The sequence below is a fragment of the Pseudomonas sp. CF161 genome, from assembly GCF_000416215.1.
Classification (GTDB): domain Bacteria; phylum Pseudomonadota; class Gammaproteobacteria; order Pseudomonadales; family Pseudomonadaceae; genus Aquipseudomonas.
This window is the reverse complement of the sequence record NZ_ATLP01000089.1, coordinates 227,140-253,779: the sequence shown is the minus strand read 5'-3', so window position 1 is coordinate 253,779 and position 26,640 is coordinate 227,140. Positions and strand designations below refer to the sequence as shown.

Sequence of the window (26,640 nt, the reverse complement as noted above, 5' to 3'; positions counted from 1 at the left end):
CTCCTGGTGTGGAACGTGGGTTAGTGGCTCAGGACCTGGATCGGGGTCTTGGCGATCTTGTCCATCGTCCCGTTGAACGTGCCGCTCTTGAGGTCGAAGATTTCCAGGCCGCCGCTGACGTTGGTGCCGATCAGCAGGGGGTTTGCGTCCTGGGTGGCGTGCAGGCTCCAGACCGGGTTCGGCGCTTCGAGGGTGCCGATCTTCTTGCCGGTCTTCAGGTCGAACACCCAGATATAGGGGCTCGGGTCTTCCCACTTCATGGCCTGGTGATCGGCATGCATGATCGCGTACAGGCGGTTGAGCCCGGGCGCCACCGCCAGCAGCTGCCAGCCGCCGGGCGCCCAGCCGGCCTGTTGTTCCTTGGCGTCGACCAGGGACCAGGCAGGAAGGAACTTGGGCGTGTCGCCGGAAAAGTCCACGCCGCGTACGGTGCCGGTGGTGCTGGTGAAGTAATAGAGGTTGCCTACGGCGATCCCGCGTTCGTTGAGCTTCTCTTTATTGGGGTCGAAAAACGGCGTCTGGCTGCGGGAGGCTTCCTTGCCTTGTTCATCGAGCTTGACCACCTGCAACTGCCCGTCGCCACACAACGAGGCGAAGCTGCGTTTGCCCACCGGGTAGCTGAGCACACAGCCGCTGATGGCGATTTCGCTGGCCACGCTCCTGCTTTGGGTGTCGACCACGGTGACCGAGGTCGCGGGGGTGAAGTTATAGACGTAGGCAAAGCGGCTGTCGGAACTGACCCCAAGGGCATAGCGCTGGGTCAGGATCGACGCGCGCTTGGAGGGGATTACCACTTCCCAGTCGGGTGACAGGGTCGAGGTGTTCCAGGCCGTCAATACATCGGTGCGGGTGCCGCGGGTGCCGCGTGAGTAGAAGGCGTCGGCGCTGTAGAGGTACTTCTGGTCCGGGCTCAGGGTGGCCGGAGCGGCAAAGCCGGTGCTGACCATGCCGAGCATGCGCTTGGCGTCCGCATCGATCACCGTGACCCGGCCGGTGACGAAGTTTTCGAACTCCACATCCACCACGTAGGCGCGGTGCGGCTCGGGTGGCACCGCCAGGGTGACCTGGCCGATGGTGTCGGCGGGCAAATCTGCCCAGGCGGGCAACCCGCCCAGGCAGATGCCCAGGGCCAGGGTTGTCTGAAAGAGGATCCTGTTTATTCGCATCGGGGGGCTCCCTGAATTATTAGGCTGCGGATCGTGCATGCAGGGGCAGGGGTCTGCAGGCCCAGTCTGCCTTAGCCATTCAGGGGGAGAGTTGTTGTGGCTGCCAATCGCTTGTGTGCCAGTGCCACGGGCGATGACGCGCAACAGTCAGGGCGCAGGCTTTTCGCGGGCAACGAAAAAAGCCTCATTAAAGAGGAGAGAAGTGCAGTTCGAGTTTGAGGGTCGGAACGACGAAGGGGCAACTAACGCGGTTTAAACGTCAGTCCTGGAACTTGAATAAAAAAGCCGACCGCTCAACTGAAGTCAGGAGCGGTCGGCGAAAAAAACATTACTTGGGCATGGCCCAGGATTGCAGTGTGTAACCTTCCTGGCTCAACTCGGCGCGGGCTTGTTTGAGCAGGTTTTCCAGTTGTGCCGGATCGGAATAGGCACTGCTGGGGATCTGTTTGCGGCCAATGCGGGTATTGGTGCGATCGATGACGGTCAGGCTCAGTTCGCCGTTACCGTCTTGTGGGGCCCAGGCTACGCATTGAAATGGCTGGAATGCGCGGTCGGCGATCAAGAGTGCTTCGTTGATACGGAGCGGGGCGTTCATGGGGTCTTCTCTCTAAAGGTGCCCAATCAAATGATGTGCCGTCGGTTGGGCTTACCGTTCGGCTGGTACTTGTACTGATGCCCCGCTGTGAAGACGGGTCACACATTTAATCGATAAATTTCGTGTTTCTTTCAAACAAGGGGCCCAGGTCAATAAAGTTGAAAGTTAATTGAAAGGTTGGGGAGTTAGCCGAGTACACAAGCCGATAAAAGCGCGGCTGGTTAGTCGGTTTGGCTATTAGCGCTATAAACAAACGGTACAAGACGCTGTCAAGTTCTTGCTAACGTTACACCCAGGTTTGCCAAAGTATTGTTTCTAATAACTTTTCCTCTATTTGGCGCCAAGGATCAGTCATGCTCGAAGCCCCTGTGCAACGTCGACTGTTGGTGGTTGATCCGTGTGACGATTGTCATCGCCTGCTGCCCGGCTTGCGCTCTGTTGGCTGGAATGTCGACAGCTGTGGCCTGGAGGCGGCCGCCGACCGCTCCTGCGATGTTGGCCTGCTGCGTTTGCAACCCTTTCATCTGGAACGCCCCGAAGCGGTCAAGGACCTGATCACCCGCAGCGGCACCGAGTGGATCGCGGTGCTGAGCCCCGATGTGCTGCGGTTGCAGAAGGTCGGGGACTTTGTCTGCGAGTGGTTTTTTGACTTTCATACCCTGCCGTTCGATGTCTCGCGGGTCCAGGTCACCCTGGGTCGGGCCTTCGGCATGGCGCGTCTGCGCGGGCAGGGCGCCATGCATATCGAGCAGCCCGAACATGAACTGCTGGGCGACAGCCGGCCGATCCGCGATCTGCGCAAACTCTTGAGCAAGCTGGCGCCCACCGAGTCACCGGTACTGATCCGTGGCGAAAGCGGGACCGGCAAGGAGCTGGTGGCCAGGACCCTGCACCGGCAGTCCCAGCGGCACAGCAAACCCTTCGTGGCGATCAACTGCGGGGCGATTCCCGAGCACTTGATCCAGTCCGAGCTGTTCGGCCATGAAAAGGGCGCCTTCACCGGGGCCCACCAGCGCAAGGTCGGGCGCATCGAGGCGGCGCATGGCGGCACGCTGTTTCTGGATGAAATCGGCGACCTGCCCCTGGAGCTGCAAGCCAACCTGCTGCGCTTTCTCCAGGAAAAGCACATCGAGCGGGTTGGCGGCAGCCAGCCGATCCCGGTGGATGTGCGGGTGTTGGCCGCAACCCACGTCGACCTGGAGTCGGCGATTGGCAAGGGCCGTTTTCGCGAGGATCTGTATTACCGGCTCAATGTCCTGCAAGTGATCACCGCGCCGTTGCGCGAGCGCCACGGCGACCTGGGCATGCTGGCCAACCACTTTTCCCACTTCTACAGCCAGGAAACCGGACGCCGCCCGCGCAGCTTCAGCGAGGACGCCCTGGTGGCCATGGGCAAACATGATTGGCCGGGCAATGTGCGTGAGCTGGCCAACCGGGTGCGGCGCGGCCTGGTGCTGGCCGAGGGGCGGCAGATCGAAGCCCGGGACCTGGGACTGCTCAGCCAGCAAGCCATCAGCGCGCCCATGGGCACCCTCGAAGACTACAAGCACCGTGCCGAGCGCCAGGCGTTGTGCGATGTGCTCAATCGCCACAGTGACAACCTCAGTGTCGCCGCCCGGGTCCTGGGGGTGTCGCGCCCGACCTTCTACCGTTTGCTGCACAAGCATCAGATTCGCTAATCTCACGCGCACTAAAAAGGCCCGCTGCGATTGATCTCGCAGCGGGCCTTTTTTAGCGGTTGGCGGGCGGTTAGAAGTAGTACGGGAATTTCAGGCTGAAGGTGAAGTCCGGGGCATCTTCGGTCATGCCGAGGGACAGGTTGGGCACGATGGTCAGGTTGTCGGTGGCGGCGATAGTCATGCCTACGTTGAAGTAACCGGCGTTGGCATCGCTGGAGACCACCGATTGCCAGTCGCCGCCGTTGGGCTTGAGCTTGCTTTTACGCTGTATCAGGTCCGAAACCGAGAACGACATACTCATTTTCTCGTTGAGGGCGAAGGCTACGCCCGCACCGATCTGATAACTGTCGCCCAGTTGTACCTTGCCGGGTGTCTTGCTACCGACTGTGGAGCTGATGTCGCCAAAAGACTCTTCCAGGTTATGGGTGTAGGACAGGGTCCCGAACAGCACGGCGGGGTCGAAAGTCTTGACCAGGGAGATGCCGGGAGTGATCGACCAGACGCCGTTACCGGTTGGCAGGCTTTCAGGTACGTAGAGGTTGTTGTTGGCGCTCGATTGAACCAGCTTGATACCGAACGGCTCCTTGCCGGTCGGTGCCTTGACGCGCAGTGTCGCCACCGCGTCAGGCCAGAAATCCGATTCGTCGAGGAACTTATAGGCCACACCGAAATTGACGTCGCCCAGTGTCGGGTCGCGTGTAACCGACTGTTCGGTGGTGGTGGTCCCGGCGCCCCCGCCGCCCCCAGATTGATAAGTTGATTCGCGGTAGACCACAGGTGCGTTGATATCGAACTGCCAACGGTTGTTGAGGTTATAGCGAGCGGTCAGGTCCAGGGTCCAGTTATCGGCCTTGATCCGGTCCAGGTTGATGTTGCCGAGAAAAATCGAGTCCAGTGCCAGAAAACCGTTAACCGTCAATTGCCGCGCATCGTAGCGGGCATAGCTGATACCGGTTTCAAAGCTGAATTTGCCGCCGCCGAAGAAGCCGCTGGCCTCGTCATACAGGTTGCTGACACTTTGGGCGGGCGCCGAATCGTCCCTGAGGGACTGACCATAGGACGCTCCACCCGCAGCACCTCCGGATGCAGCCGCAGCGCCGGTGCCGGTACTGGCTCCGGCAACCTGGGTGTTTCCTCGCAAGTCGGCAGGGGACTTGGCCAAGCGCTTGGGTGGAGGCGCGGCGGGTTGATCTTCAACCTGACGCACCCTTTGTTCCAGTACAGCCAACGCTTTCTGCTGAACTTCGTAACGTTGCTTCAGCTCCAGAAGCTCTTGTTTCAGGGTCTCTACGTCCGTATTGGGCGCTGCCTGCAGCAGCGTTGCAGGAAATAGAGTGCTCAAACATACAACTGCGCGCAGTGACACCGATCGATACATGAAATAAGCCGTCCCTTTTAGCCCAATGGTCGGACTCAGCGTAGTTCAATAACCCAAGTTGCGTAGTCCCTTGAGGGTGTTCAAATTACAGTCCAATGCGCCCGCGCTGGGGCCGTTATTGTTGAGCACCACATTGAGCTGTGTCAGGTTGCTGACCATGTTGCTATTGCCGAGCAGGCGGGTGTTTTGCAGCAGGCCGCCCTGGGCCACTTGCTGCAAGGTGCTGCCCTGGTTGTTGTTGGCCAGAATGGCCATCTGGATCCCGCCGTTGACGGCCGAGACGCTGACGCTACCGGCGCCGTTGCTGCCGCTGATGGTCTGTCCGGCCAGCAGTGCCTGGCCCTGGCCTGGGACCAGTGCCGGAGCCTGAGAGCCCTCGGTTACGTTGATGCTGATGTCGTTGTAGGCGCTGTTGCCGTCGCCGGCCGCCCTGACGCTCTGGGTAATGCCTTGGGTGGTGCCAAGGCCTGCGCCACCGACAACGTTGCCGGAGCCCTGAGTCGGCGTGGTGCCGTTACCGGTCTGGGTGATGGTTGAGACATAGAATTCGGGTTTGACAGTTGCTTGCTGGATCTGCATCGACGTGGTTGCGCCTACCAGGTCCCCACTGGCGTTGCGCCAGGTGCTGCTCATGACGATGCCGAAGCTGATGATGCGCCCCGGCATTACATAACGGCCCCGCAATTGCGAGAGTTCTTGGTCCTGGACTTCGATCGGTTTGAAGCCAGCGTGTGCTGGAAGAGCCGCTACCAGGCAGGCAGCGGCCAGCCAGTATGAGGTTTTCATCTGCTGCTCCCGGAGCGTCCTGCCCCAATTATCATTATTGGGCTTCTAGAAGAAGTCGCTCTGTATGAAGCCAAAATCCATCAGTTCTGCGTCTTTGACCGGACTGAAGCTATCGAGCTTGTTTTTTGCAGTCAGCGGCATAGGCGGATCGAGCAGGGCGTTGGCCTTGTCGTAACCGGGACCGATGATGGCGAAGACAATGCCGTTCCAGCCTTTGACGAAGTCTTCATGGGAGTAGCGTTTGTGCCCCAGTACTGGGTCGGCGATATACACCCAGTCTTTCTGTGCCCGCTGCATCACCACGAAGTGCTTGTAGCCGCGAATTTCCATCAGCACCACTACCGGAATGGTCACTGCCTCGAGTTTTTCAGGAGGGATCCGGTAGCCCCGTGCCCGCATGCCGATGCTTTCTACGTAGCGCTTCATATCGAGCATGGAGAAACCCTGGGTGCGTACCAGGTCCTGGTCGGAGTTGACCAGCATGCCTTTTATGATGTGCTCCTCATCGACGTCGAGCCAATAGGCCTGGCGCAGGACCGTTGCCAGAGCGGCAGCGCCGCAGCTGAAATCGGTTTTTTGTTCGACTATGTCGCTGAATTTGCGCTCCCGCAGACTTTGCACCTGTTTGTACACCAGATTGCCGCCGGGCAAGACAGCGACGGCCATTTGGGCAGCCTGAGTCAGACCTGACAGGCATAGCAGCAGAGTGAGGGTCGCAATACGCATGATCGATACGCCTTTTGAGACTGTGGAAAAGCCCCGTTGCCGGGGCTTTTGTTTCGATCGCGATTACATGCAGGCTTTGCAGCCAGCAGCGATGGACAGCGAGTTGCTTTGTTGGTTGCCTACACCGGCCGAGACGTTGGCGCCGCCGTTGCCGGAGAAGCCGTTCATCGAGTTGCTCATGGTGGCGTTGTTGACCACTGGGTTTTTCCAGCCGTCTTTGGTCAGCACTTGCTGGGTCCAGTAGCCAGCCAGTTCGATCGTGCCTTGTTCTTTGAAGGTGAATTTTTGATCGTCGTTGCCATGGCCTTTGTTGTCGCCGTAGCCATGACCGCTGCCATGACCGTCGTCGCCTTCGATTTTGCCGCTGCCGGTACCTTTGTAGGTGCCCGAGGCTACGAAGCCACCGCTGAGGGTGTCTTTTTTGTAGGCCTGTACGCCTTTGTTATCCACGACCAGGTTGGTCGACTGTTGGTTGGCCGAAGCAGCCGCAGTCGCTACGCGACCACCGGATACGGCGATGGCCAGGTTGTTTTTCTGTTGGTTGAAGTCGCCGGCGGTGACGTTGATGCCCAGGTTGCCCGAGCCGTTGTTGCCGGAGTTGTTCAACGTAGCGTTGTTTTGAGTCGAAGAGTTTTTCACGTAGTTATTGTTGTTGTACTGAGTGGCACTCGAGGCGGCCACGGCGGAACCGAAGATGAAGCTTTCGTCAGCGGTTGCCAGGGCTACAGCGTTGTCTTGTTGGTTGCCATCGCCTGCCGCAACGTTGGCGCCCATGTTGCCGTTGGAGTTGTTGAGCGAGTTGTCGGCCTTGGCGTTGTTATTGGTGCCTTGGTTTTTCACCACGTTGGTGTTGCTGTTTTGCACGTCGATCACTGCTGCGCCGGCCCCGGCGGTGATTTGCAGCAGAGTGTTCAGGTCAGGACCCTGATTGTGATCGTTGTGGCCATTACCATGACCGTTGCCATTACCTTGTCCGCCGCCCGCTTGTGCAGCCATTGCCATTACTGCAGCCAGTGCGAAAACCAGTGGTTTGAGAGCCATTGTAGGTTTCATGGTGTTTCTCCGGTGCTTATTAGTTGGTTAAGTGTTGGTACTTTCTAATTGCACTGCGTTTGGGTCAGTCAGCGACCCGGATGCTCAGGGTGTTAGCCATTCGGTTCCCCACCCCGGCACTCTGGTTCACCTGAATCACTCCACGGCTGCCGGTGAAGGCCTGGTCGCTGGTAACGACCTGGCGGCTGCCTTGATGAGTGTCAGTTGCTCCTGAGCTTGGTAACAGCGCCACGTTCTGTTGGGACAGGACGCTGTCGTCGATGCCTTGCGGATTGGCACTGATGCTGATCCGCATGGCGTTGAGCATTTGGTTGTTGGCCCCGGCCGACTGGTTCACGCCCAGTACCCCGTTGCCGTTACTGAAAGAGTTGCCGCTAATGGTGCTGCTGGCATTGACCGAGCGTTCGGCAGGCGTGTCCAGACGCTGTTTCACGCTGGTGCTGGCGCTGGCATTGGTGCCAATCGCAATGGCCCGCACGTTGGCTTGCTGTTGCTGGTCGCCGGCGGCCTGGTTGACGTTGAAGTTGCCGGTGTAGCCGCTGCCGGAATTCTGGATGATCGAGGTGTCTGCGACTTGGCTCGCCGAATCGGCCATGGCGGCGGTGCAGGTGAACAGGGCGATAAACAACAGGGACCGATTCATCTCACTTGCCCCCCAGGTTGTTTAGCGGCGTCATACCGGTGCTGATCGAGCGGTTGATCGACCCCGAGATCGAGTTGCCCGACCCACCGCCGTGGCTGGCGGCCATGCCTGGCAGGCCGTTGGGATTGGTCACCACATTCATTCCGGCCATACCCGTGCCGCCAGGCATGACGGTGGTCCGAATCAAGGCACCGCTGCTGATCCCGGCGAATTCGCCATCGCTCATTTCGTTACCGCTAATGATGTGGGTGATGCGAGCGGCCGGGTTGGTATTGACGGTGGTCGGGTTTGGGTCTGGCTGCAGAGCTTTGCGGCCCAGGGGCTGAGCCTGGACGGTACGTTGCAGCACAATCACGCCGTCGCCGGCGGCCTGTACCGGAAGGCAATACGCCGCGCTGACGGCACAACCGATCAGCAAGAGGCGGGTCAAACCTTGATTGATATTCCCCACGGCGGCATTCCTTCTTCTGAGCGCTGGCCCTAACCAGAGCGTTGACAGGAAGAGAGCAGGAGCTGTGCCGCTTTTTAATTCTTTCGAAAATTCAAGGCCTTGGATTTTTTTGCCGGGGGCGGCGATCGCGAGTGTTTCAACCCTGAGACAGGTGGCAGGACCGGCACATGGCCATAGGCGGGCCGATGCTCTAGATCAGGGGTTCGCAGGAGGCTGTATCAGTGGCTTAACAGATCCGCGAGCAATCACGGCGAGCCTTGGCGCAGGCTGATATGGGGGCGGGCACCTGTTTCAGGAATGGACACTTGGGCCCTGTTCGGCGGGAAAATGCGCGGGTTCGGGCTTCAACCGGCGAGCAATTGGCCGACCTGAGCCAGGGCCAGTTGCCGGCGTTGCTCCCAATCACCGCCGACCACCGTAAACGGCTGGTGGTGCTGCACCAGCCAGTCCCGCGAAGCCTGGAAAAACCCCAGCCGCTGCTCCAGCTGCGGCTGGCAGCGCTGGCCGTCGTCGACCCAGCCCACCTGCTCCGGTGACAGCAGCAGGTGCAGGTCGTAGCGCCGGGCCAGCAGTTCGGGTTCGAGCCAGGGCGGGCAGTCGCCAAACAGGGTCTGGCTCCAGAGCATATTGCTCAGCAAATGAGTGTCGAGGATCAACAGTTCAGGGTTGCGCGCCCGGGCGGCGTCCTCCCAGGCCAGTTGGCCCCGGGCGATCTGCGGGATATCGGCGAAGCAGGTGTCGCGGCCTTGCTGGTCGATGAAGTGGCGCACGTACTCGCCGACCTGGATGCCCCCCAGGCGCGCCTGCAACTCGTTGGCCAGCCAGCTCTTGCCGCTGGACTCGGGGCCGGTCAGCACCACCACCTTCATGCTCGGGAGACCGCAGTGGCGCGCCCATTTGCCCGCCCGCCGGCGTTGGCCCTGAGCCAGGCGGCAACGGCGCCGAGCGCAACGGCAAACAGTTCAAGCCCGGGCATGGACAGTCCTTGGGAAAATGGAGGAGGGCGCGGATTGTAACCAGAGTGCGACGCTGCGCGTTAGTCCGCGAGCGCGGCGAAGGTGGCGGGCAGGGCCCGCCACCGTGGCGGGCTAGACGCGGAACTGGCGCAACAGGCCGTTGAGCTGCTCGCTGAGCTCCTTGAGGTGGCGGCTGGCGGCGCTGGACTGTTCGGCCGCCATCGCCGTGCTGTGGGACAGGCCGGCGGCCTGGGTCACGTTCTGGTTGATGTCTTCGACCACATGGGCCTGCTGCAGGGTGGCGCTGGCGATGGAGGCGTTGAGCCCATTGAGGTTGCGCAGCGCCTGGCCGATGGCATTCAGGCTCTGGCCGGCCAGGCCGGCCTGTTCGATGGTCATCTGCGAAGCACGGCTGCTGTCGCCAATCACCTTGACCGCGGCTTCGGAGTGGTTCTGCAGGCGCTCGATCATCGACTGGATCTCGGCCGTGGATTTCTGCGTGCGTTGTGCCAGCAACCGCACCTCATCGGCCACCACCGCAAAGCCGCGACCCTGTTCACCGGCGCGGGCCGCCTCGATGGCCGCATTCAAGGCCAACAGGTTGGTCTGCTCGGCGATCGAGCGGATCACCTCCAGCACACTGCCGATCTGGGTACTTTCCGCGGCCAGGGTGCGAATGACTTCAACCGCCTGGTCGATGGTGCTCGACAGCCGGTCGATCTGTTGCAGGCTGCCGTCGATATTGACCTGGCCCTGTTGCGCCTGGGCCTCGGCATCGCGCATTTCACTGGCGGCATGCTCGGCGTTTTTTGCCACATCCTGCACGCCGTAGGTCACCTCGTTGATGGCGGTGGCCACCAGCTCCATCTGCTGCGATTGCTGCTGGCTGCGTTCCTGGGCCTGGCTGGCGTTGCTGCCCAGGTCTGCCGAGGACTGTTCCAGGGCTCCAGCGGACACCTGCAGCTGACTGACCACCAGGCGCAACTTGGCGGTAAAGCCGTTGAAGTGCCGCGCCAGTTCCGTGACTTCATCCTGGCCGTGGGTATCGAGGGTACGGGTCAGGTCGCTTTCGCCGCTGGCGATATTGGCCATGGCGTGCACTGTTTCCTGCAGGGGGCGCACGATGCTGCGGGCGATCAGCGCCACCAGCAGGCCCATCAGCAGCGCAATGCCCAGGCCGATAAACGACGCCTGACGGACCTGGGTGTAGAACTCGGCCTGCATGTCATCGATATACACCCCTGAACCGATGATCCAGCCCCAGGGCTGGAACAGCTGGACATAGGAGGTTTTCTGCACCGGCGCGTCCGCCCCGGGCTTCGGCCAGCGGTAGTCGACCATGCCGGCGCCCTTGGTCTTGGCGATGTTGACCATCTCGTTGAACAGGGCAAAGCCATCCGGGTCCTTGATCGCCGAGAGGTTCTGGCCTTCAAGCTTGGGGTTGGCCGGGTGCATGACCATCACTGGGGTCAGGTCGTTGATCCAGAAGTAGTCGTTCTGGTCATAGCGCAAGCCGCGAATCACGCTCAGGGCCTGTTTCTGCGCGGCCTCGCGGCTCAGGGTGCCGGCGGTTTCAAGGCTCTGGTAGTAGGCCAGCACGCCGTTGGCGGTCTGCACCACATGTTGGGTTTTCTGCGCCTTGGCCTGATACAGATCGTTGTGGATCTGCTTGAGCATCAACATGCCCAGGGTCAATAGCATGAGCACCGCGACTATCAGGATCAGCCACAGCCGGCGGCTGATCGATACATTGCGCAAGCTATTCATCATTGCGTCACTCCGATTTGTTGTTCTTGTCATCAATAGTCGCGAGTATTCAGGCACCTTGTCGGGCCGGGGCGCCGAGCCTGTCGGCCAGACAAGGTCGAAGCGTTATTCATGCATGTCTGATAGGATTTCGGCCCCGCAGCGGAAAACCTGAATCCGTCTTGATTTTTCACGGATTTTTCATCGGTTGTTGTTAATTCTATTGCGCGCGGACCACCGCTACGCTCATCGCAGTGAACACTAAAAAAACGATCAGGGCCTGCTGCAGCACGGCCTTATGGGGGATTGATGGATCTTTGGACCGCCGCTCAGGCGTTGATACTTGGGGTTGTCGAGGGGCTGACAGAGTTTTTGCCCATCAGCAGCACCGGCCACCAGATTATTGTGGCGGACCTGCTCGACTTTGGCGGTGAGCGCGCCATGGCGTTCAACATCATCATCCAGCTCGGCGCGATCCTGGCCGTGGTCTGGGAGTTTCGGCGCAAGATCTTCGACGTGGTGGTGGGCCTGCCCAGGCAACGCAGCGCCCAGCGGTTTACCGTCAACCTGCTGATCGCATTTTTCCCGGCCGTGGTGCTGGGGGTGATTTTTGCCGACCTGATCCATCAATACCTGTTCAACCCGATCACGGTGGCCACGGCCCTGGTGGTCGGCGGGGTGATCATGCTCTGGGCCGAGCGCCGCGAGCACGAGGTGCATGCCCACAGCGTTGATGACATCACCTGGCAGGACGCGCTGAAAGTCGGTTTCGCCCAATGCCTGGCGATGATTCCCGGCACCTCGCGCTCCGGATCGACCATCATCGGCGGCCTGCTGTTCGGCCTGTCGCGCAAGACCGCTACCGAGTTTTCGTTCTTCCTGGCCATGCCGACCATGGTCGGAGCGGCGGTGTATTCCGGCTACAAATACCGTCATCTGTTCCAGCCCGATGACATGCCGGTGTTCGCCATCGGCTTCGTGACCGCGTTTATCTTCGCCATGATCGCGGTCAAGGGCCTGCTCAAATTCATCGCCAGTCACAGTTACGCCGCGTTTGCCTGGTACCGGATCGTGTTCGGCCTGCTGATCCTCGCCACCTGGCAGTTCGGCTGGGTGGACTGGGCGGCGGCCAAGTCTTGAGCGAACCACGGAGCAGTGCTCGCCCCGGGCGCAACAGCGGGACGGTGGTTGCGCACCCACGCCTGAAGTGGCTGGCATTCGTCCTGCTGTGTGGGCTGCCGTTGTTCGGCTCGCTGTCCCTATGGCAGCAGGGGGTGTCGCTGCTGCCCCTGGTCGGTTATGGGGTCGTCAGCGGCCTGACCTTTGTGCTCTACGGCTACGACAAGCGCCAGGCCCGCAACAACGGCCAGCGCACACCGGAAAAGGTCCTGCACGCCCTGGAACTGGCCGGTGGCTGGCCGGGTGCCTTGCTGGCGCAGCAAGTGTTCCGGCACAAGACGCGCAAGGTCTCGTACCAGGTGCTGTTCTGGCTGATCGTGGCGTTGCACCAGGTGTTCTGGATCGACCGCCTGTTTCTCGACGCCGGGCTGTCGAACCTGCTCTAAAGCAGCAGGCCCACTTGCAGCCGCTTCGGCAATTTGGCCACCACCAATTGATGGGAGCGCCGCAGCAGCTCTTGCAGTTCGCCGGCGGCCAGCGGGTAGGGCGTGTCCATGATCACCCAATGGGCTCGCGCCAGATAAGGCGCGGGATGGATGCCCGGGCGGTCGACATGGCCGAGGAATAACTCCTTGTCGACCTTGAACGCCAGGGAGTCGCCCCGCAGGCCTTGCAGGGCGAACATCTTGTTGCCGGCAATGGAAAACACCCGCACGCCGCCCCACTTGTAGTCTTCCCGGGCGCCGGGCAGGGCCAGGCAGAATTGCGCCACGTCGTCTTCGCTCATGGGTTTGGCTTTCACAGGGTTCGGTCTCCGCAGCTCTTGAAGGATTCGGTCAGGTGGTCGATCCAGGCCCGTACGGCCGGCAATAACCCGCGGCGATGGGGATAAACCGCCTGCAGCCAGCCACCCGGCAGCGACCACTGGGGCAGCAGTTGCACCAGCTGCCCGGTTTGCAGTTCTTCCTCGCAGTACATCATCGGCAGCACGGTGAAGCCCAATCCTGAAAGGGTGCAGGCCTTGCGCACGATAAAGTCGTCGATGCCCAGCCGCGCCTCCAGCGCCAGATCAAACTGAGTGCCCTGTTCGTCGAACATGCGCAAATGCACCTGGCGATCGGCCTCCAGGGCTCCGAGCACCGGCACCTGGTGCAGGTCTTGCGGGTGGCTGATGCTGCGCTCGCGCAGAAAGTCCGGGCTGGCGACCATCACCGTCTGCGCCTGGCGCAGGCGGCGGGTGACCAGCAGCGGGTCTTCATCCCCCAGTTCGCGCACACGCAGGGCCACGTCGATGCCCTCGGTCACCAGGTCGACACGGCGATTTAGCAGCATCATCTCCAACTGCACATGGGGGTGTTTGCCGAGAAAGGTGCTGATGACCTGTGGCAGGAACTGGTGCGCCAGGCCCACCGGGCAGGACACCCGCAGGCGCCCGCGGGGCTCGCTGGACATGCTGGCCACGGCTTCATCGGCCATTTCCGCCTCCAGCAGCATGGCCTGGCAATGGCGCAAATAGCGTTCGCCGACCGCGGTCAGCTTCAATTGCCGCGTGGTGCGTTGCAGCAGGCGCGCGTTGAGGCGTTCTTCAAGCTGGGCAATGCGCCGCGACAGGCGGGACTTGGGGATGCCCAAAAGGCGCCCGGCGGCGGCGAAACCACCGGCTTCCACCACTTTGACGAAGTAATAAAGATCGTTGAGGTCTTGCATGACGGGCTCGACTGTTCCACTGGTGAGACGAACTATCGCATTTATGCCGACTAATCAGCTATTGGTTTCATCTGTAGGATCACCCCCACTTGATCGCCCGGTGGCGATCCTCACTTGGAGATCCCACATGAAACTGTTGCATATCGATTCGAGCATCCTTGGCGACCACTCGGCCTCCCGTCAGTTGAGCCACAACGTGGTTGCCGCCTGGCAAGCCGCCGATCCATCGGTGGTGGTCACCTACCGCGACCTGGCCAGCGATGCCATCAGCCACTTTTCCGCCGCCACGTTGCTTGCCGCCGGCACCTCGGCCGAATTGCGCGACGCCGCGCTGCAACACGAAGCCGAGCTCAGTGCCTCGACCCTGGCCGAGTTCCTGGCGGCTGACGCTGTGGTAATTGCCGCGCCGATGTACAACTTCAGCATTCCGACCCAGCTCAAGGCCTGGATCGACCGCATTGCGGTGGCCGGCCAGACGTTCCGTTACACCGAAGCCGGCCCTGAAGGCCTGTGCGGCAACAAGAAAGTGGTGGTGGTTTCTACCTCCGGCGGCCTGCATGTGGGCCAGGCAACCGGCGTTGGCCACGAAGACTACCTCAAGGTCATGCTGGGTTTTATCGGCATCACCGATCTGGAGTTCGTCCGCGCCCACGGCCTGGCGTACGGTGAAGAAGTACGCAGCAAAGCCTTGAACGACGCCCAGGCGCAGATCGAAGAGCAATTCGCCGCCGCGTAAGACTTGTGTAAAGACTTAATCCGAGTGCGGTAACGCGCACTAAACTCTGTATTCTGATCAGTGTCGAAAATGATCAGAGTACGGAGTTTTTTTGTTTTTGCCTTTCACGCCTTCTGGCCCAGGTTATGCAGATAGAAGTTCATCGGTCTTTTACCTGTCCCCCTGCCAGCGTTCGCCAGATGTGTTGCAAGGCCTTGGCTGCAAGGGAGGGCAGGGGCAAAGGGTTTCTCGATCCAGTCGCAAAGGTGGGCGTCCCATGAAACGTCTCAGTGCACTGTTACTGATCTGCCTGCTCAGCAGCCTGATTTCGGTGCAAGCCGCGCCTGCACCGCACCCGCACTGGAGCGTCGGTTATCACGAGATGACCTTTCTCGACCCGCTCGATCTGCAACCCATGCGCGCCATCGCCTTTTACCCGTCCACCGGTTACGAGCACAACAGCACGCTTGAGGGTTACCAGGTGGCGGCGACCCAGGATGCCAAGGTCGCCATTGGCCGCTTCCCGATGCTGATGCTGTCCCATGGCAATACCGGCACCCCGCTGGCCCTGCACGATCTGGCCACCTCCCTGGCTCGCAAGGGGTTCGTGGTGGTGGCGGTGATCCATCCCGGCGACAACTCCAAGGACCACAGCCGCCTCGGGACCTTGAGCAACCTTTATGGACGGCCGATCCAGATCTCCGAAGCCATTACCGCGACCCTGGCCGACCCGATGCTGTCACCTTTCGTCAACGCCGATCAGGTGGGCGTGATCGGCTATTCCGCCGGTGGCGAAACCGCGCTGATTCTCTCGGGCGCCACCCCGGACCTGGATCGCCTGCGGCGCTATTGCCAGGAACGTCCCGATGACCGGGATGCCTGCAATACCCAGGGCGAACTGATTGTCGATCGCGATGATTTGCAGCCGGTGGCGGATGCCCGGGTGCACGCCTTGATGCTGATGGCGCCGCTGAGTCTCAAGTTCGGTCGCCACACCCTGGCGGGCGTGCATGTACCGGTGCTGCTCTACAGTGGCGACGGCGACAAGCTGGTGGCCCTGGACAAGAACGCCGCAGCCCTGGCACGCAAGCTGCCGGTGGCCCCGGACTTCAAGTTGCTGGCTGGCGCCGGGCATTTCGTATTCATGGCCCCGTGCAGCGAAGCGCAATTGGCTGCGATGCCGGCGCTGTGCACCGATGCCGATGGTGTCGACCGTGAAGACATTCACCGTAACCTGATTGCCGAGGCCGGCAAATTCTTCGCCCACACCCTGGGCAAATCCAGCCGCGCCGGGATGCAGACCGCGGATCAGTGAGTCAGGCGTTGGACCGGCGCTGCAACAGCAGCGTCAGGCCCAGCGCGGTGACGGACAGCAGCGCCGCGCAGAAGAAGATCCACGAATACCCCAGGTTCAGCGCCACCGCCCCCATCAACGGCCCGGCAATCGCCAGCGCCAGATCGAAAAACACCGCATACGCACTCAGGCCCGCACCGCGACTGCTGTTGGGCACCTGCCTGATCGCCTCGACGCCCAGCGCCGGGTACACCAGCGACAAGCCAAAACCGGTCAGCCCGGCGCCGATCAGGGCGTAGGCGGTGGAGGGCGCGAGCCACAGCAGAACCAGGCCCAGGGTCTCGATGCTCATGCAGGCGATAGCGGCCCTGAAGCCGCCGAAGCGGCTGATGGCGGAGATGAACAACAGTCGCGACACAATGAAGCACACGCCAAATACGGTCAGGCAGTAGGCGGCGCCGGTCCAGCCGCGATTCAGGTAAAACAGGGTGATAAAGGTGGTCAGGGTGCCGTAGCCGATGGAGGCCAGGCTCAGGCTGGCGCCGTAGGGGGCGATGCGCCCGAACACTGCCCAGAACGGCAGGCGCTCGCCACGCACCACCGGCACCGAGGCTTTATTGCGGATCAGCACCAGAGCCAGGGCCGCCAACAGTGACAAGGCGATGCCAAGGCTGGCGAAACCGTACTGGTCGACCATCACCACCCCCAGCGGTGCCCCAATGGCAATCGCCCCATAGGAGGCAATGCCGTTCCACGAGATCGAGCGAGCGGTGTGTTCGGCGCCAACCTGGCCCATGCACCAACTGATGGTGCCGACCCCGATCAGGCCCTGGGCCACCCCCAGCAGCAGGCGCCCGCCGAGCAGGATGGTCAGGCTCAACAGCGGATAGCTTTGCAGCAGGGTCGAGAGCAGCGTCAGGCCGCCGCTCAAAAGAATCCCGATCAAACCGTAGACAATCGCGCGTTTGGTGCCGACGTTATCCGACATCCGCCCGGCCATGGGCCGGCTGAGCAACGTTGCCAAATACTGTGAACCAATGGTCAGCCCGGCCACCACGGCGCTGAAACCCAGCTGTTCATGGACATAACCCGGCAACACGGCAATCGGCAGGCCGATGCAGAGGAAGGCAATAAAGGTATAGAAAACGATGGAAACGATCTGCAGGGTGATCGTCGTGGAGCTGGGGGCAGGCGGCTGTTGCGCAGACATGAGGGCTCGTTCGCGGGCGGGCGGTTGGAGAACCGCATCATGGCGTGGCTGGATAATAAAAGAAAGCAGGCTATCTATTTCTTCGCGCTGGCGTACCACCGTGGGGGAAAAACAAAAAGCCCCGTCACCAGGACAGGGCTTTTTCTTGCAGCATGCAGCTTATTGCGGCTCTGGGCTTAGATCGCTACACCCTGGCTGCGCAGGTAGTCGTCGTAGGTGCCGCTGAAGTCGGTCACGCCGCTTGGGCTGAGTTCGATGATGCGGGTGGCCAGGGACGAGACGAACTCACGGTCATGGCTGACGAAAATCAGCGTGCCCGGGTAGTTTTCCAGCGCCAGGTTCAGCGCTTCGATGGATTCCATGTCCAAGTGGTTGGTCGGTTCGTCCATGATCAGCACGTTCGGCTTTTGTAGAATCAGCTTGCCGAACAGCATGCGACCTTGCTCGCCACCGGAGATGACCTTGACCGACTTGAGGATCTCATCGTTGGAGAACAGCATGCGGCCCAGGGTGCCACGAACCATTTGTTCGCCTTCCTTGGTCCAGCGGCCCATCCAGTCGAACAGGTTGGATTCGTCTTCGAAGTCCGACGCGTGGTCCTGGGCGTAGTAGCCCAGCTCAGCGGCTTCGGTCCATTTCACGGTGCCGGCGTCCGGGGTCAGTTCGTTGACCAGGGTGCGCAGCAGGGTGGTCTTGCCGATACCGTTCGGGCCGATGATCGCCACGCGTTCGCCGGCTTCGACCTGGAAGCTGAAGTCCTTGAACAGGGTTTTGCCGTCGAAGCCTTTGGCCATGCGCTCGACAATCACGGCTTGGCGGTGCAGCTTCTTGGTTTGTTCGAAGCGGATGAACGGGCTCACGCGGCTCGAAGGCTTGACCTCGGCCAGTTGGATCTTGTCGATCGCCTTGGCCCGGGAAGTGGCCTGCTTGGCTTTCGAGGCGTTGGCCGAGAAGCGGCTGACGAACGATTGCAGTTCGGAAATCTGCGCTTTCTTCTTGGCGTTGTCCGACAGCAGTTGCTCGCGGGACTGGGTCGCCACGGTCATGTATTCGTCGTAGTTGCCCGGGAACAGACGCAGTTCGCCGTAGTCCAGGTCAGCCATGTGGGTGCACACGCTGTTCAGGAAGTGACGGTCGTGGGAGATGATGATCATCAGGCTGTTGCGCTGGGTCAGGATGTTTTCCAGCCAGCGAATGGTGTTGATGTCCAGGTGGTTGGTCGGTTCGTCGAGCAACAGCACTTCAGGATCGGAGAACAACGCCTGGGCCAGCAATACTCGCAGTTTCCAGCCTGGGGAAACTTCGCTCATCGGGCCATTGTGCTGCTCGATGCCGATACCCAGGCCCAGTAGCAGTTCGCCAGCGCGGGATTCGGCGGTGTAGCCGTCCATTTCGGCGAAGTCTGTTTCCAGCTCGGCCACGGCCATGCCGTCTTCTTCGGTCATTTCTGGCAGCGAATAGATGCGATCGCGCTCAGCCTTGACCTTCCACAGCTCTTCGTGACCCATGATCACGGTGTCGATCACGGTGAATTCTTCGTAGGCGAACTGATCCTGGCGCAGCTTACCCAGACGCACGTTCGGTTCCAGCATCACCTGGCCGCCGGATGGATCCAGGTCGCCGCCGAGGATCTTCATGAAGGTCGACTTACCGCAACCGTTGGCACCGATCAGGCCATAACGGTTGCCGGCGCCGAATTTGACCGAAACGTTTTCGAACAACGGCTTGGCGCCGAATTGCATCGTGATGTTAGCTGTGGAGATCAATTACTTTACCTATCAATAGCTTAGAGTGCGCTTGTTTCGGCTGGGACCAATTTTGGACCGATAGGGAGCGATTCGATTTCGCTCCAATCCGTACGTTGAGTTGATCCATCGCGCATAAGTCGAGAGCAGCATCTGCACGTTATGGCCGAGCTGCTGGGAGATGAATGCGGGGGTTCATGCCAGACATGGCGCGCATTGTCGCATAGGTGTGACGACAGTTGTATGGCGGTCTGCACCCCCCAGTCTCTTGACCACCTCCTGGGCCCATGAAAGCATCCGCGGTCTTTGAGCCACTACCCATCGCCACGGAACGGACTGCCAGCCATGAAAATCACCTCCCTCGCCATGACCCTGGCTGCACTTCTGCTGGGTGCGAACGTGCAGACGGCCCACGCGGCCTCGGAACTGATCGGCAAGCGGGTGCAGAACACCTATGACGTGACGCTCTACCTTGATCCGGAAAAAGGCCTGGCCTACGCGATGAAGGACTGGAAGTTCCTGCGTTATCACTACAACCCTCGGCAACTGAAAATCAGCTACGCGATGCAGAACGTAGAGGCGCAGCCAACCTCCACGTCGGCGGAACCGGTGGTGGTCGAGATGGCCGTCAAGAGCGAGCGTGACTTGGCCAAGCTGAAGCTGAGTGAAGAAGACCAGTGCTACGAAGCCTTCACCGAAGTGCTGGGGCGCCTGGTGTACGCTGCGGCCGAAGCCAAGAATCTGCGGGACAAGCAATACTTCCACCTCGCCGAGGTGATCACCCTGGACGACAAGAAGGTGCCCGGGGCACCGGGTGTGATCACCTGCAAGATCCCCGACCACGGTTCCATCTTTATGTACGCCCGGGGTCAGGTCAGCGTTAAGTGACGGTTCAGGCTGCGCGGCCTCTTCAGCAAAGCCCCCGATAAAGGAAGATGCATATGGATAGTGGATTGGCTCACGAGATCGAAGCCGCAGAACGGCAGTACTTGTGTGCACGGGTCGAGAACCTGCTGAGGATCGAGGGCAACCCCTACGGGGCCCGGATTTTCTCCAACGGCGACGCGGCGTGCTTTTACGTGAAGGGCACGCCGAGCCCGATGTTCAATCGCATCTACGGCGACCATCCGGGCGAATCCCAGGCCGTCTTGAGTTTGCTCAAGGCGTCGGCAGCCTATTCGACCGTCACCCCGCTGATCGGCAAAGCCCCCGCAATGCAGCCTTACGCCGAGCTAGCCGGCGCACGCCTGGAGAAGTTGAAGGGCTGGACGCATTTGCAATTCGCCTGCGCCATCGACAACGGGGTCGCGAACCGTCACCCCTTTGAAATCGAAGAGGTTACGCCGCAGACGCTGGCCGAATTCGCCGAGGTTCATGCCGGCGGTTTTCGCACCAAACCTGAGCTGCGGGAGCTGTCTCAAGCCTCTTTTGCGGGGCATGGGCCGGATGAGCGCATGAAAATCTACGTGCTCAAGGCCCAAGGCCAGGTGGTGGCGGGTGCCTTGATGTACCTCGCCGACCATGGCGTTGCCTACCTGGGCACGGCCGCCACCCGTAAATCAGCCAGGGGCGCTGGCTATCACGGCGCCCTGATTTCCCATCGGATAGAGCAGGCCAGGGCCCATGGCTGCCGTATCATCGCCGCGACGGCGCTGGCCAGCTCGCAAAGCCGGCGCAATCTGCAACGCGCCGGCCTGATGCCGTCCCATGCGCAAGCGCTGTACCGCCTGGCTGATACCTGAGAGTGGTCGCGAGCTGAAGTGGAGGGCTTCGCCCGCCATTCAAGGCCTTGTCACCCCACCGGGACGATTCATTGGTTGCTGATGTATTGCCTTTTCTGGCCGTCGTAGACATAGGTCAGGTTGTCGGCGGCAGCCAGGGGGCGGGTGCTGTCCGGGCCATCGAAGGTGGTACCGCTGACCGTGACTTTCACCTGCGGCATAGCGCCCTGGCCGTCGACAAAGCTCAGTTCGCCCTTGCTGAAGGTGCAAGGCATCACGGCGCCCTCGTCGCACGCAGCCGAGTTGTCCTCGCCGGTGTGCACCTGGCCGATAAAGGTCCAGATCCAGCCGTTGTCATCCTCGGTTTTTTTCGGATTGAATACGAACAGCGTGTAGCCGTTGAAGATGACGCCGCTGTCGAAGGTCGAGGTCGGCACGGCCAGCAGCAGGCGGCCATCGGCTGTGCGGTGTTCCAGGGCAGGGCGAGCGGGGTCGACGTCCTCCGGTTTTTCCCGGGCGCCGAAGAAACCGATCTTGCGTTCGATGTAGCGCAAGGTATAGGCCTGAGTCTGGCCCGGATGAGTGCGCTCGAATGTCGCCTCTGCCAGCCTGACCTGGACCTCGGGTGCGGCGAAGTCCTCGCCCTGGCGGGCGGCGCTGTCCCGGGTATGCCAGACAAACGCGGTGTAGTAGTGCTTGCCGTCGAGGTCGAGCTCATGGCCGTACCAGAAGGTCGCAACAGCGCCGTCCTCCAGTTCCCCGGTGTCGGCCTGATCGTCGAACTGGATGTTTTCCATCACGCTGAGCACTGCGCCCGGGGGAATCGGCGCGTCCTTGGCCTGAACCAGCGCAGGCGCTGCCAGGGTCACCGCGGCCAGGACCCAAGCGGCCACTACCTGGCCCAGGCCAGCGTCCTTGCGCGACTGTGGCGCCATCTTGATTTTCATCGTTTCAACATCCTTGTAGAGCCTGCGAAAAAGCCTGGAGCAGCATCAGGCGCTGGACCAAAGCCGGTGCCTATTGACTGAGGCGCGATCATATAGGCAGGGTTTTATAACCGACAAGATGCTGGCAAATGGCAATTGTGCGGTTGTTGCGGGCTGAGGGGGGAGGGACTCTAATGAGCAGGTCTAGGATCTGGTCACGTGGCCGAGGGCATCGGTTCGGCGACACGCAATGGGGTGTTCGGCGATGAGGTTCGGCGCCTGCCATTGGATGTGTATACGGCCTATTTCACCGTGCCCGGCAGCCAAACGACGGTCAGGTCACGCGCTGTCAGTCCTGAGGATGGCGACCGCCCCTGGATTCAAGACATTGCTCGGCAAGTTGCTTTCACCCAAGGCGGACGCCATCGACTTGCCAAACGATGACGTGCAACAGCGAACATAAGTCCTTTGGTTAGCCTGTGGCCGGCCGGTGGTGCAACTGGATTTACCTCTATGCCTGATAGGTAGCGATCGATGATGGATGAAGTGTTGATAGTGGATCTCTTTGAAGCCGGCGACGCCCTGGTTAACGGCGATACAGGGGCAATGGAGCGCTTGCTACCACGTCTGAAACGCAGCGAGTCCTATAACGATCTGCCCATGTTGTTTTATGTGGCTGACTCTATCGAGTGCCTTGAGTTTCTGGCGGCGAATAAAGTTGATCTGTTTCAAAGAAGTCATCTTGGAGGAGGCAATCTGCTGCATCGCGTGGCGTTGGAACATGACGATTCGGTGTTTGAATGGGTACTGGCCTGGTACAGAAAACACAACAGTGTCGATCAAGCGGATGACCATGGAATAACCGTGCTCTCAATGCTGCTGAAGTTCGGGCACATCGAGCGTGTAAAACGATTGATCGACAATGGGGCCAGTCTTTCATCTGCCGCCCGCAACGGGCTGACCCCTGCACGACAAGCGGTTATTTGTATGGGGCAAGAGCGGGATGCAATGGCTGGGCTTGAACTGATCCTGAGCCATGGACTCATCTTGGGCAGTGAGGAACTGGAATATTTAGCGCAAACCGCGCGAGCTATCAATCGGCCCACACTGGCGCGGTGGATTGAAGAAGATCTACTTCCAGCGGCGGCGCTTCAATTGCGCAAGTAGCGAGAGGAACATGGCCAAATACAGTCCTCTAATGCACCTTCGGTACTACGACTATTTGCCCGGGTGCACGCTCTTTGGTCTCGTTCGGCCTGAATACATTGGACGTCGTTAATTGCGGCTGTAATTCTGCGATTCTGCCCTTCGGGGGTGATCTTCAACGATAAGGAATCTCGGGATGCTCGGTTATTACGCGCAATACAGTCAGCATTACATCACCACCTTGATGATCGTCACTACGCTGTTTTTTGCCCTGCCGATCTTTATCGCGCCCATCGCCTGGGCCCGGGCGATGCGCTGGACCATTCCTGAACACCAGCATCTGGCCATTTACTTTGGCCGCTGCCTGGGGGCTTTTATTCTGGTGGTGGAAGTTGCCATGCTGCGTTCCGCGACCACTGGCACCAGTTTCAGTTATGCCTTCGATATTCTGTTTGTGGTCTTCGCCTTGATGTTTGTGGTGCATGTCTACGGTGCGCTGAAACGCATTCAGCCTATTACCGAAACCCTGGAAATCGGTTTCTGGATGATTCTTTTCGTGCTTAACACGCTGTTCTATCCGGCGACCTCCATTACCCTTTGAGAACAACTGATCAACCGTCCCTTGCTGATCCGTAAGAGTAGGGGCGCCCAGCCATTTTCAGCGGTTGATACTTCAGTCCAGCGCACTTTCAACCGATTCGGTGCGTTGGCAGAACAGTTCGAAGCTGGAGGCCAGACAGCGTGCGTCCTCGAAACCCAGATTGCCCGCAGAGGCCACGAGTACAGGGTATTCGGCGTGGGGAGCGGGTTCGCGCACATCCAGCACTGCAAAGTTGCCGGCCCCATCCAGCCCCAGGGGGATCGCCTGGGGCATGTACTCGGGGAACTGGTAAGCCAGCAGGAATTCGCGCACCTCTCGGGTCCCAAAAAAACAGAATTCCATTTCGCCCTGGGTGACCAGCCCGCCATTGGACCATGCCAGAAACGCCAGCCAGCTCGTTGCCTGGGCCGCGCCGGGCATGGGCCAGGCGCTGGGGTCGATCGGCGTCCAGCTTGGGTGCAGGGCGTGGCTCACGGGCCAGGGGTTACGCTGCGCGTCGAGGATCGAACGGCGCTCGTCGGCCTGGATCGGCCGGGACAAGTCAGCCAGCAATTGGTCGATATCGTCCTGCGTGGCTGCGGGCTCGCGCTTTAGGTTGGGCAATAGCGAGTGCCAATTGATGTCCATCGGGAAAGCTCCTGGGGCGGCCTGGGAATGGGGAGTCACGGCATGGGTCTGCGGCACCGCCTGTCGAGCGTACCCGTCGGACCGAATCAATCCGCGTATTAAACATGACAACCCAGCGAAAGTTCGCGGCGCTATCGTCGTCGGCTCGTTTCCGGGGCTGATCGGTGAGCAGCCCCAGAGCCTGGTGTCGGCTGAGGTGGGGGAGAGCGCTCAGCCCGCAGTGGCGAGCAGGGCCTGGGCCTTTTTTTCCACCAGACCGGCGCCCATGACCAGCATCTGCGGGAGGTCGAGCTGGTCCTGGGCTGACGCAGGCCCCAGATGCTCATCCCCCTGCCACAGCTCGTTGGCGACGATTCTGCGATCCAGGCCGCGTTGGGGGGCGGTGAGTGCCTGGTTGCCGACCTGCAGCCAACGTCCGGTGCGGATGGGGGCTTTGGAGGTGTATAGCGTCAGGCCGAAGCCGTCCGGCAGGTCCGCGGGCATGTGCACTGAGTTGACGGTCGTGGCGTAGAGCCCAAGCAGGAGGGTGTCTTTGTAGCGCTGCGACACATACAGGACCTTGGCCGGCCGAAAGCCCTGGGCCAGGGGAATCAAGACAATGTCACCGACTGCGGTTTTTCCGGGCTTCATCAAGGGGGCTCTTCAAGCGGGTGGCGCAATGGGTGGGTTCAGGACACCGATTGCAGAAAGCGTGTCAGGTGCTGCGCCGCCTGGTCCGGGGCAGCCTGCAGCAGGCAATGGGGGCCGTCGAGGGTGACGATCTGCGCGTCCGGCCGCAGGCGTGCCACCGTTTCGCTGGCGCTGGCCGGCACCAGAAGGTCTTGGCCGGCCCGCAGGTACAGCACAGGGACACGGCTGGCAGCCAGTGCCTGACTGACATCCACCTCCACCACCGCTTTGAGCCGGGCCTGCATCACCCGTGGCGCGACCTGGGCCACGGCCTTGGCCAGCGCCTGGCGCAGAGCCGGCGTGGCGAAGCGGCCGAGCAGGACTTTGCTGATCGGCGCCAGCGGTGCCCGGGCCAACGGCAGCAGCTTGAGCAGGAAACTCAGGCGTCCCAGGCGGGGTCGCGGATTGCGCACGAAGGTGCAGCACAGCACCAGGCCCTTGAGCAGTGGCGTGTTCGTGGCGGCAATGGCCACGGCGATCGGGCCGGAAAACGACTCGCCGAGCACTACGAACGGTCGCGCCTGGGGCAAGGCCTGGCGCACCAGGGATTCCAGGGCCGGGTAGTCCAGGGGCTGGTCGCTTGGATAGCGCAGCACAATCACCTCGAAGCGCCCATCCAGGGCGGCAAGCAGCGGCTGAAAAAGCTCTCCGGTGCCGTCCATGCCGGGCAGCAGGATCAGCGCCGGTGCGAGGGTATCAGTCATGGGTATCGCGGTCCTTTGCGGGCGGTTGTTGCAGGCGCTCGCGGGTGGGCGTCGAGCGCGCGCAGCATAACAGGCTGAAACGCTTCCCGGGCAAGGCGCGCGCCGCACATTGACGATCGCGCCCGGAGCCTTGGGGGCGATGCACAGGCGGGTGACCGATGGGGGTTCGGCAGCGCAGTTTTTCACAATTTTGAGTTAACTTTTGGTTACAGAATGTGGCTAAATTGCCAACCAATGGCCAGATGCCAATGAGTGAGGCGGTTCCATAACCTGCCTGCAGACTGCGCTTTTTTAATTCAGACGCTGCAATTTGCCCTTCAACCATCGGTTTGCAGGGGCGCGGCATTTTCTTTTCTGACGTGTGACGATTTCCGTGAAACTCATTATTGCTGCTGTTTATGTTCTCTCTATCGCCTACGTCCACCTGCGCGGGCGTGTGCGCCATAAGCTGGGCCGCCAACTGAGTGATCACTCAAGCTTCCTGGCCCCGATCAACTGCTTGCTCTACCTGTTTTCGAAGAACCCCAACCGTCCCTACCTGGACCCGGCCCAATTCCCCGAATTGCAGGCGTTGCAGGAGCACTGGGAAGAAATTCGCGCCGAAGGCCAGAACCTGCTCAGGGCAGGGGAGATCAAGCGTTCGGACACCTATAACGACCTGGGCTTCAATTCCTTTTTCAAAAGTGGCTGGAAGCGCTTCTACCTCAAGTGGTATGGCGACAGTCACCCGTCGGCGATGAAGCTCTGCCCGCGCACCACCGAACTGGTGCAAGGCATCGGCTCGATCAAGGCCGCGATGTTTGCCGAATTGCCGCCGGGCTCCAAGCTGGTGCGCCACCGCGACCCTTACGCCGGCTCCTATCGTTACCACCTGGGCCTGGACACGCCGAACGATGATGGCTGCTACATCAATGTCGACGGCGAGAGCTACTCCTGGCGTGACGGCGAAGCGGTGATGTTCGACGAGACCTACATCCACTACGCGGAAAACACCACCCCGCACAATCGCATCATCCTGTTCTGCGACGTCGAGCGGCCGATGAAGTACCGCTGGGTCGCGGCCTTCAATGCCTGGTTCAGCCGCACGGTGATGGCCGCTGCCGGCTCGCCCAACGATGCCGGGGACAAGACCGGTGGCCTGAATCGCGCCTTCAACAAGCTGTACAAGATCCGCCTGCGCGGCAAACAGCTGAAGAAGCGCAACCGTACGCGCTATTACCTGGAAAAGTGGGCCATCTTCGGCGGCCTGCTGTTGCTGTTCATCCTGATCTGACCCC

The 26,640-nt window shown here is 60.8% G+C and carries 29 protein-coding genes and 1 pseudogene; 10 read left to right on the top strand and 20 right to left on the bottom strand.

Going from position 1 to position 26,640, the window contains the following annotated elements; genetic code table 11:
- Nucleotides 1-20: 20 nt before the first annotated feature.
- A complete protein-coding gene (locus CF161_RS18375; RefSeq protein WP_020298095.1) occupies nucleotides 21-1,166 on the bottom strand; it encodes an amine dehydrogenase large subunit in 1,146 nt (381 codons plus the stop codon).
- Nucleotides 1,167-1,494: 328 nt separating this feature from the next.
- Nucleotides 1,495-1,761 (bottom strand): hypothetical protein, encoded by a 267-nt coding sequence (locus tag CF161_RS18370; protein WP_020298094.1) that lies wholly within the window; start codon nucleotides 1,759-1,761, stop codon nucleotides 1,495-1,497.
- Between the two features lie 353 nt (nucleotides 1,762-2,114).
- On the opposite strand from CF161_RS18370, the gene CF161_RS18365 reads away from it, so the two are divergent.
- Nucleotides 2,115-3,440 (top strand): sigma-54 dependent transcriptional regulator, encoded by a 1,326-nt coding sequence (locus CF161_RS18365; protein WP_020298093.1) that lies wholly within the window; start codon nucleotides 2,115-2,117, stop codon nucleotides 3,438-3,440.
- A gap of 70 nt (nucleotides 3,441-3,510) precedes the next feature.
- Here CF161_RS18365 and CF161_RS18360 read toward each other — a convergent pair whose 3' ends face one another.
- The 8 genes from CF161_RS18360 to CF161_RS18325 all read right to left on the bottom strand — a co-directional run bounded on the left by CF161_RS18360 (nucleotide 3,511) and on the right by CF161_RS18325 (nucleotide 11,200).
- Nucleotides 3,511-4,818, bottom strand: a complete 1,308-nt coding sequence (locus CF161_RS18360) for a hypothetical protein (protein WP_043229760.1) — start codon at nucleotides 4,816-4,818, stop codon at nucleotides 3,511-3,513.
- A 45-nt stretch (nucleotides 4,819-4,863) separates the two neighbouring features.
- Complete coding sequence (locus CF161_RS18355; RefSeq protein WP_020298090.1) at nucleotides 4,864-5,604, bottom strand: hypothetical protein; 741 nt, start codon at nucleotides 5,602-5,604, stop codon at nucleotides 4,864-4,866.
- Between the two features lie 45 nt (nucleotides 5,605-5,649).
- On the bottom strand, nucleotides 5,650-6,330 hold the full coding sequence (locus CF161_RS18350; RefSeq protein WP_020298089.1) for a C39 family peptidase: 681 nt from the start codon (nucleotides 6,328-6,330) through the stop codon (nucleotides 5,650-5,652).
- A gap of 63 nt (nucleotides 6,331-6,393) precedes the next feature.
- A complete protein-coding gene (locus CF161_RS18345) occupies nucleotides 6,394-7,383 on the bottom strand; it encodes a hypothetical protein (RefSeq protein ID WP_043229757.1) in 990 nt (329 codons plus the stop codon).
- A 64-nt stretch (nucleotides 7,384-7,447) separates the two neighbouring features.
- Nucleotides 7,448-8,026, bottom strand: a complete 579-nt coding sequence (locus tag CF161_RS18340) for a hypothetical protein (RefSeq protein ID WP_020298087.1) — start codon at nucleotides 8,024-8,026, stop codon at nucleotides 7,448-7,450.
- A gap of 1 nt (nucleotide 8,027) precedes the next feature.
- Nucleotides 8,028-8,477, bottom strand: a complete 450-nt coding sequence (locus tag CF161_RS18335) for a hypothetical protein (RefSeq protein WP_020298086.1) — start codon at nucleotides 8,475-8,477, stop codon at nucleotides 8,028-8,030.
- Between the two features lie 344 nt (nucleotides 8,478-8,821).
- Nucleotides 8,822-9,346, bottom strand: coding sequence for an AAA family ATPase (locus tag CF161_RS18330; protein WP_020298085.1), 525 nt, complete (start codon nucleotides 9,344-9,346; stop codon nucleotides 8,822-8,824).
- Nucleotides 9,347-9,565: 219 nt separating this feature from the next.
- Nucleotides 9,566-11,200: a methyl-accepting chemotaxis protein gene (locus CF161_RS18325; RefSeq protein ID WP_043229803.1), complete on the bottom strand. Its 1,635-nt coding sequence runs from the start codon at nucleotides 11,198-11,200 to the stop codon at nucleotides 9,566-9,568.
- A gap of 288 nt (nucleotides 11,201-11,488) precedes the next feature.
- Between CF161_RS18325 and CF161_RS18320 the strand changes: the two genes are divergently transcribed.
- Nucleotides 11,489-12,319: an undecaprenyl-diphosphate phosphatase gene (locus tag CF161_RS18320; RefSeq protein ID WP_020298083.1), complete on the top strand. Its 831-nt coding sequence runs from the start codon at nucleotides 11,489-11,491 to the stop codon at nucleotides 12,317-12,319.
- Complete coding sequence (locus CF161_RS18315; RefSeq protein WP_043229753.1) at nucleotides 12,316-12,744, top strand: DUF1294 domain-containing protein; 429 nt, start codon at nucleotides 12,316-12,318, stop codon at nucleotides 12,742-12,744. The genes CF161_RS18320 and CF161_RS18315 overlap by 4 nt, the downstream gene beginning before the upstream one ends.
- Here the strand turns inward: CF161_RS18315 and CF161_RS18310 are convergent.
- On the bottom strand, nucleotides 12,741-13,085 hold the full coding sequence (locus CF161_RS18310) for an MmcQ/YjbR family DNA-binding protein (RefSeq protein ID WP_020298081.1): 345 nt from the start codon (nucleotides 13,083-13,085) through the stop codon (nucleotides 12,741-12,743). The two genes, CF161_RS18315 and CF161_RS18310, sit on opposite strands and share 4 nt — an antisense overlap.
- A gap of 11 nt (nucleotides 13,086-13,096) precedes the next feature.
- Nucleotides 13,097-14,005, bottom strand: a complete 909-nt coding sequence (locus CF161_RS18305; RefSeq protein ID WP_020298080.1) for a LysR substrate-binding domain-containing protein — start codon at nucleotides 14,003-14,005, stop codon at nucleotides 13,097-13,099.
- A gap of 127 nt (nucleotides 14,006-14,132) precedes the next feature.
- On the opposite strand from CF161_RS18305, the gene CF161_RS18300 reads away from it, so the two are divergent.
- Nucleotides 14,133-14,741 (top strand): FMN-dependent NADH-azoreductase, encoded by a 609-nt coding sequence (locus CF161_RS18300; RefSeq protein ID WP_020298079.1) that lies wholly within the window; start codon nucleotides 14,133-14,135, stop codon nucleotides 14,739-14,741.
- A gap of 256 nt (nucleotides 14,742-14,997) precedes the next feature.
- The gene (locus CF161_RS18295) at nucleotides 14,998-16,035 is read left to right on the top strand and encodes a lipoprotein (protein ID WP_020298078.1); all 1,038 of its coding nucleotides are present in this window, start codon (nucleotides 14,998-15,000) and stop codon (nucleotides 16,033-16,035) included.
- A 1-nt stretch (nucleotide 16,036) separates the two neighbouring features.
- Here CF161_RS18295 and CF161_RS18290 read toward each other — a convergent pair whose 3' ends face one another.
- The 3 genes and pseudogenes from CF161_RS18290 to CF161_RS33450 all read right to left on the bottom strand — a co-directional run.
- On the bottom strand, nucleotides 16,037-17,224 hold the full coding sequence (locus tag CF161_RS18290; protein WP_020298077.1) for an MFS transporter: 1,188 nt from the start codon (nucleotides 17,222-17,224) through the stop codon (nucleotides 16,037-16,039).
- A 176-nt stretch (nucleotides 17,225-17,400) separates the two neighbouring features.
- A complete protein-coding gene (locus CF161_RS18285) occupies nucleotides 17,401-18,990 on the bottom strand; it encodes an ABC-F family ATPase (protein ID WP_078472206.1) in 1,590 nt (529 codons plus the stop codon).
- Between the two features lie 20 nt (nucleotides 18,991-19,010).
- Nucleotides 19,011-19,222 (bottom strand): annotated as a pseudogene (locus CF161_RS33450) (hypothetical protein); the annotation flags it as partial.
- A gap of 92 nt (nucleotides 19,223-19,314) precedes the next feature.
- On the opposite strand from CF161_RS33450, the gene CF161_RS18280 reads away from it, so the two are divergent.
- Both CF161_RS18280 and CF161_RS18275 read left to right on the top strand, forming a co-directional pair.
- A complete protein-coding gene (locus CF161_RS18280) occupies nucleotides 19,315-19,857 on the top strand; it encodes a hypothetical protein (protein WP_020298075.1) in 543 nt (180 codons plus the stop codon).
- A 53-nt stretch (nucleotides 19,858-19,910) separates the two neighbouring features.
- On the top strand, nucleotides 19,911-20,711 hold the full coding sequence (locus CF161_RS18275) for a GNAT family N-acetyltransferase (RefSeq protein ID WP_020298074.1): 801 nt from the start codon (nucleotides 19,911-19,913) through the stop codon (nucleotides 20,709-20,711).
- A 68-nt stretch (nucleotides 20,712-20,779) separates the two neighbouring features.
- Here the strand turns inward: CF161_RS18275 and CF161_RS18270 are convergent, their stop codons facing one another.
- Nucleotides 20,780-21,637, bottom strand: coding sequence for a hypothetical protein (locus CF161_RS18270; protein WP_020298073.1), 858 nt, complete (start codon nucleotides 21,635-21,637; stop codon nucleotides 20,780-20,782).
- A gap of 513 nt (nucleotides 21,638-22,150) precedes the next feature.
- On the opposite strand from CF161_RS18270, the gene CF161_RS18265 reads away from it, so the two are divergent.
- Both CF161_RS18265 and CF161_RS18260 read left to right on the top strand, forming a co-directional pair.
- Nucleotides 22,151-22,783: an ankyrin repeat domain-containing protein gene (locus CF161_RS18265; protein ID WP_020298072.1), complete on the top strand. Its 633-nt coding sequence runs from the start codon at nucleotides 22,151-22,153 to the stop codon at nucleotides 22,781-22,783.
- Nucleotides 22,784-22,958: 175 nt separating this feature from the next.
- Nucleotides 22,959-23,363, top strand: a complete 405-nt coding sequence (locus CF161_RS18260; RefSeq protein WP_020298071.1) for a hypothetical protein — start codon at nucleotides 22,959-22,961, stop codon at nucleotides 23,361-23,363.
- 72 nt (nucleotides 23,364-23,435) lie between these two features.
- Here CF161_RS18260 and CF161_RS18255 read toward each other — a convergent pair whose 3' ends face one another.
- From CF161_RS18255 to CF161_RS33170, 4 genes are all read right to left on the bottom strand, one after another.
- Complete coding sequence (locus CF161_RS18255) at nucleotides 23,436-23,990, bottom strand: SMI1/KNR4 family protein (RefSeq protein WP_020298070.1); 555 nt, start codon at nucleotides 23,988-23,990, stop codon at nucleotides 23,436-23,438.
- A 210-nt stretch (nucleotides 23,991-24,200) separates the two neighbouring features.
- Nucleotides 24,201-24,620 (bottom strand): hypothetical protein, encoded by a 420-nt coding sequence (locus CF161_RS18250; protein ID WP_020298069.1) that lies wholly within the window; start codon nucleotides 24,618-24,620, stop codon nucleotides 24,201-24,203.
- 38 nt (nucleotides 24,621-24,658) lie between these two features.
- Nucleotides 24,659-25,363, bottom strand: coding sequence for an alpha/beta fold hydrolase (locus CF161_RS18245; RefSeq protein ID WP_020298068.1), 705 nt, complete (start codon nucleotides 25,361-25,363; stop codon nucleotides 24,659-24,661).
- Complete coding sequence (locus tag CF161_RS33170) at nucleotides 25,356-25,835, bottom strand: hypothetical protein (protein WP_177326787.1); 480 nt, start codon at nucleotides 25,833-25,835, stop codon at nucleotides 25,356-25,358. Before CF161_RS33170 ends, CF161_RS18245 begins: the two co-directional genes overlap by 8 nt.
- Between CF161_RS33170 and lpxO the strand changes: the two genes are divergently transcribed.
- A complete protein-coding gene (gene lpxO, locus CF161_RS18240) occupies nucleotides 25,737-26,636 on the top strand; it encodes a lipid A hydroxylase LpxO (protein ID WP_043229751.1) in 900 nt (299 codons plus the stop codon). The two genes, CF161_RS33170 and lpxO, sit on opposite strands and share 99 nt — an antisense overlap.
- Nucleotides 26,637-26,640 lie beyond the last annotated feature (4 nt).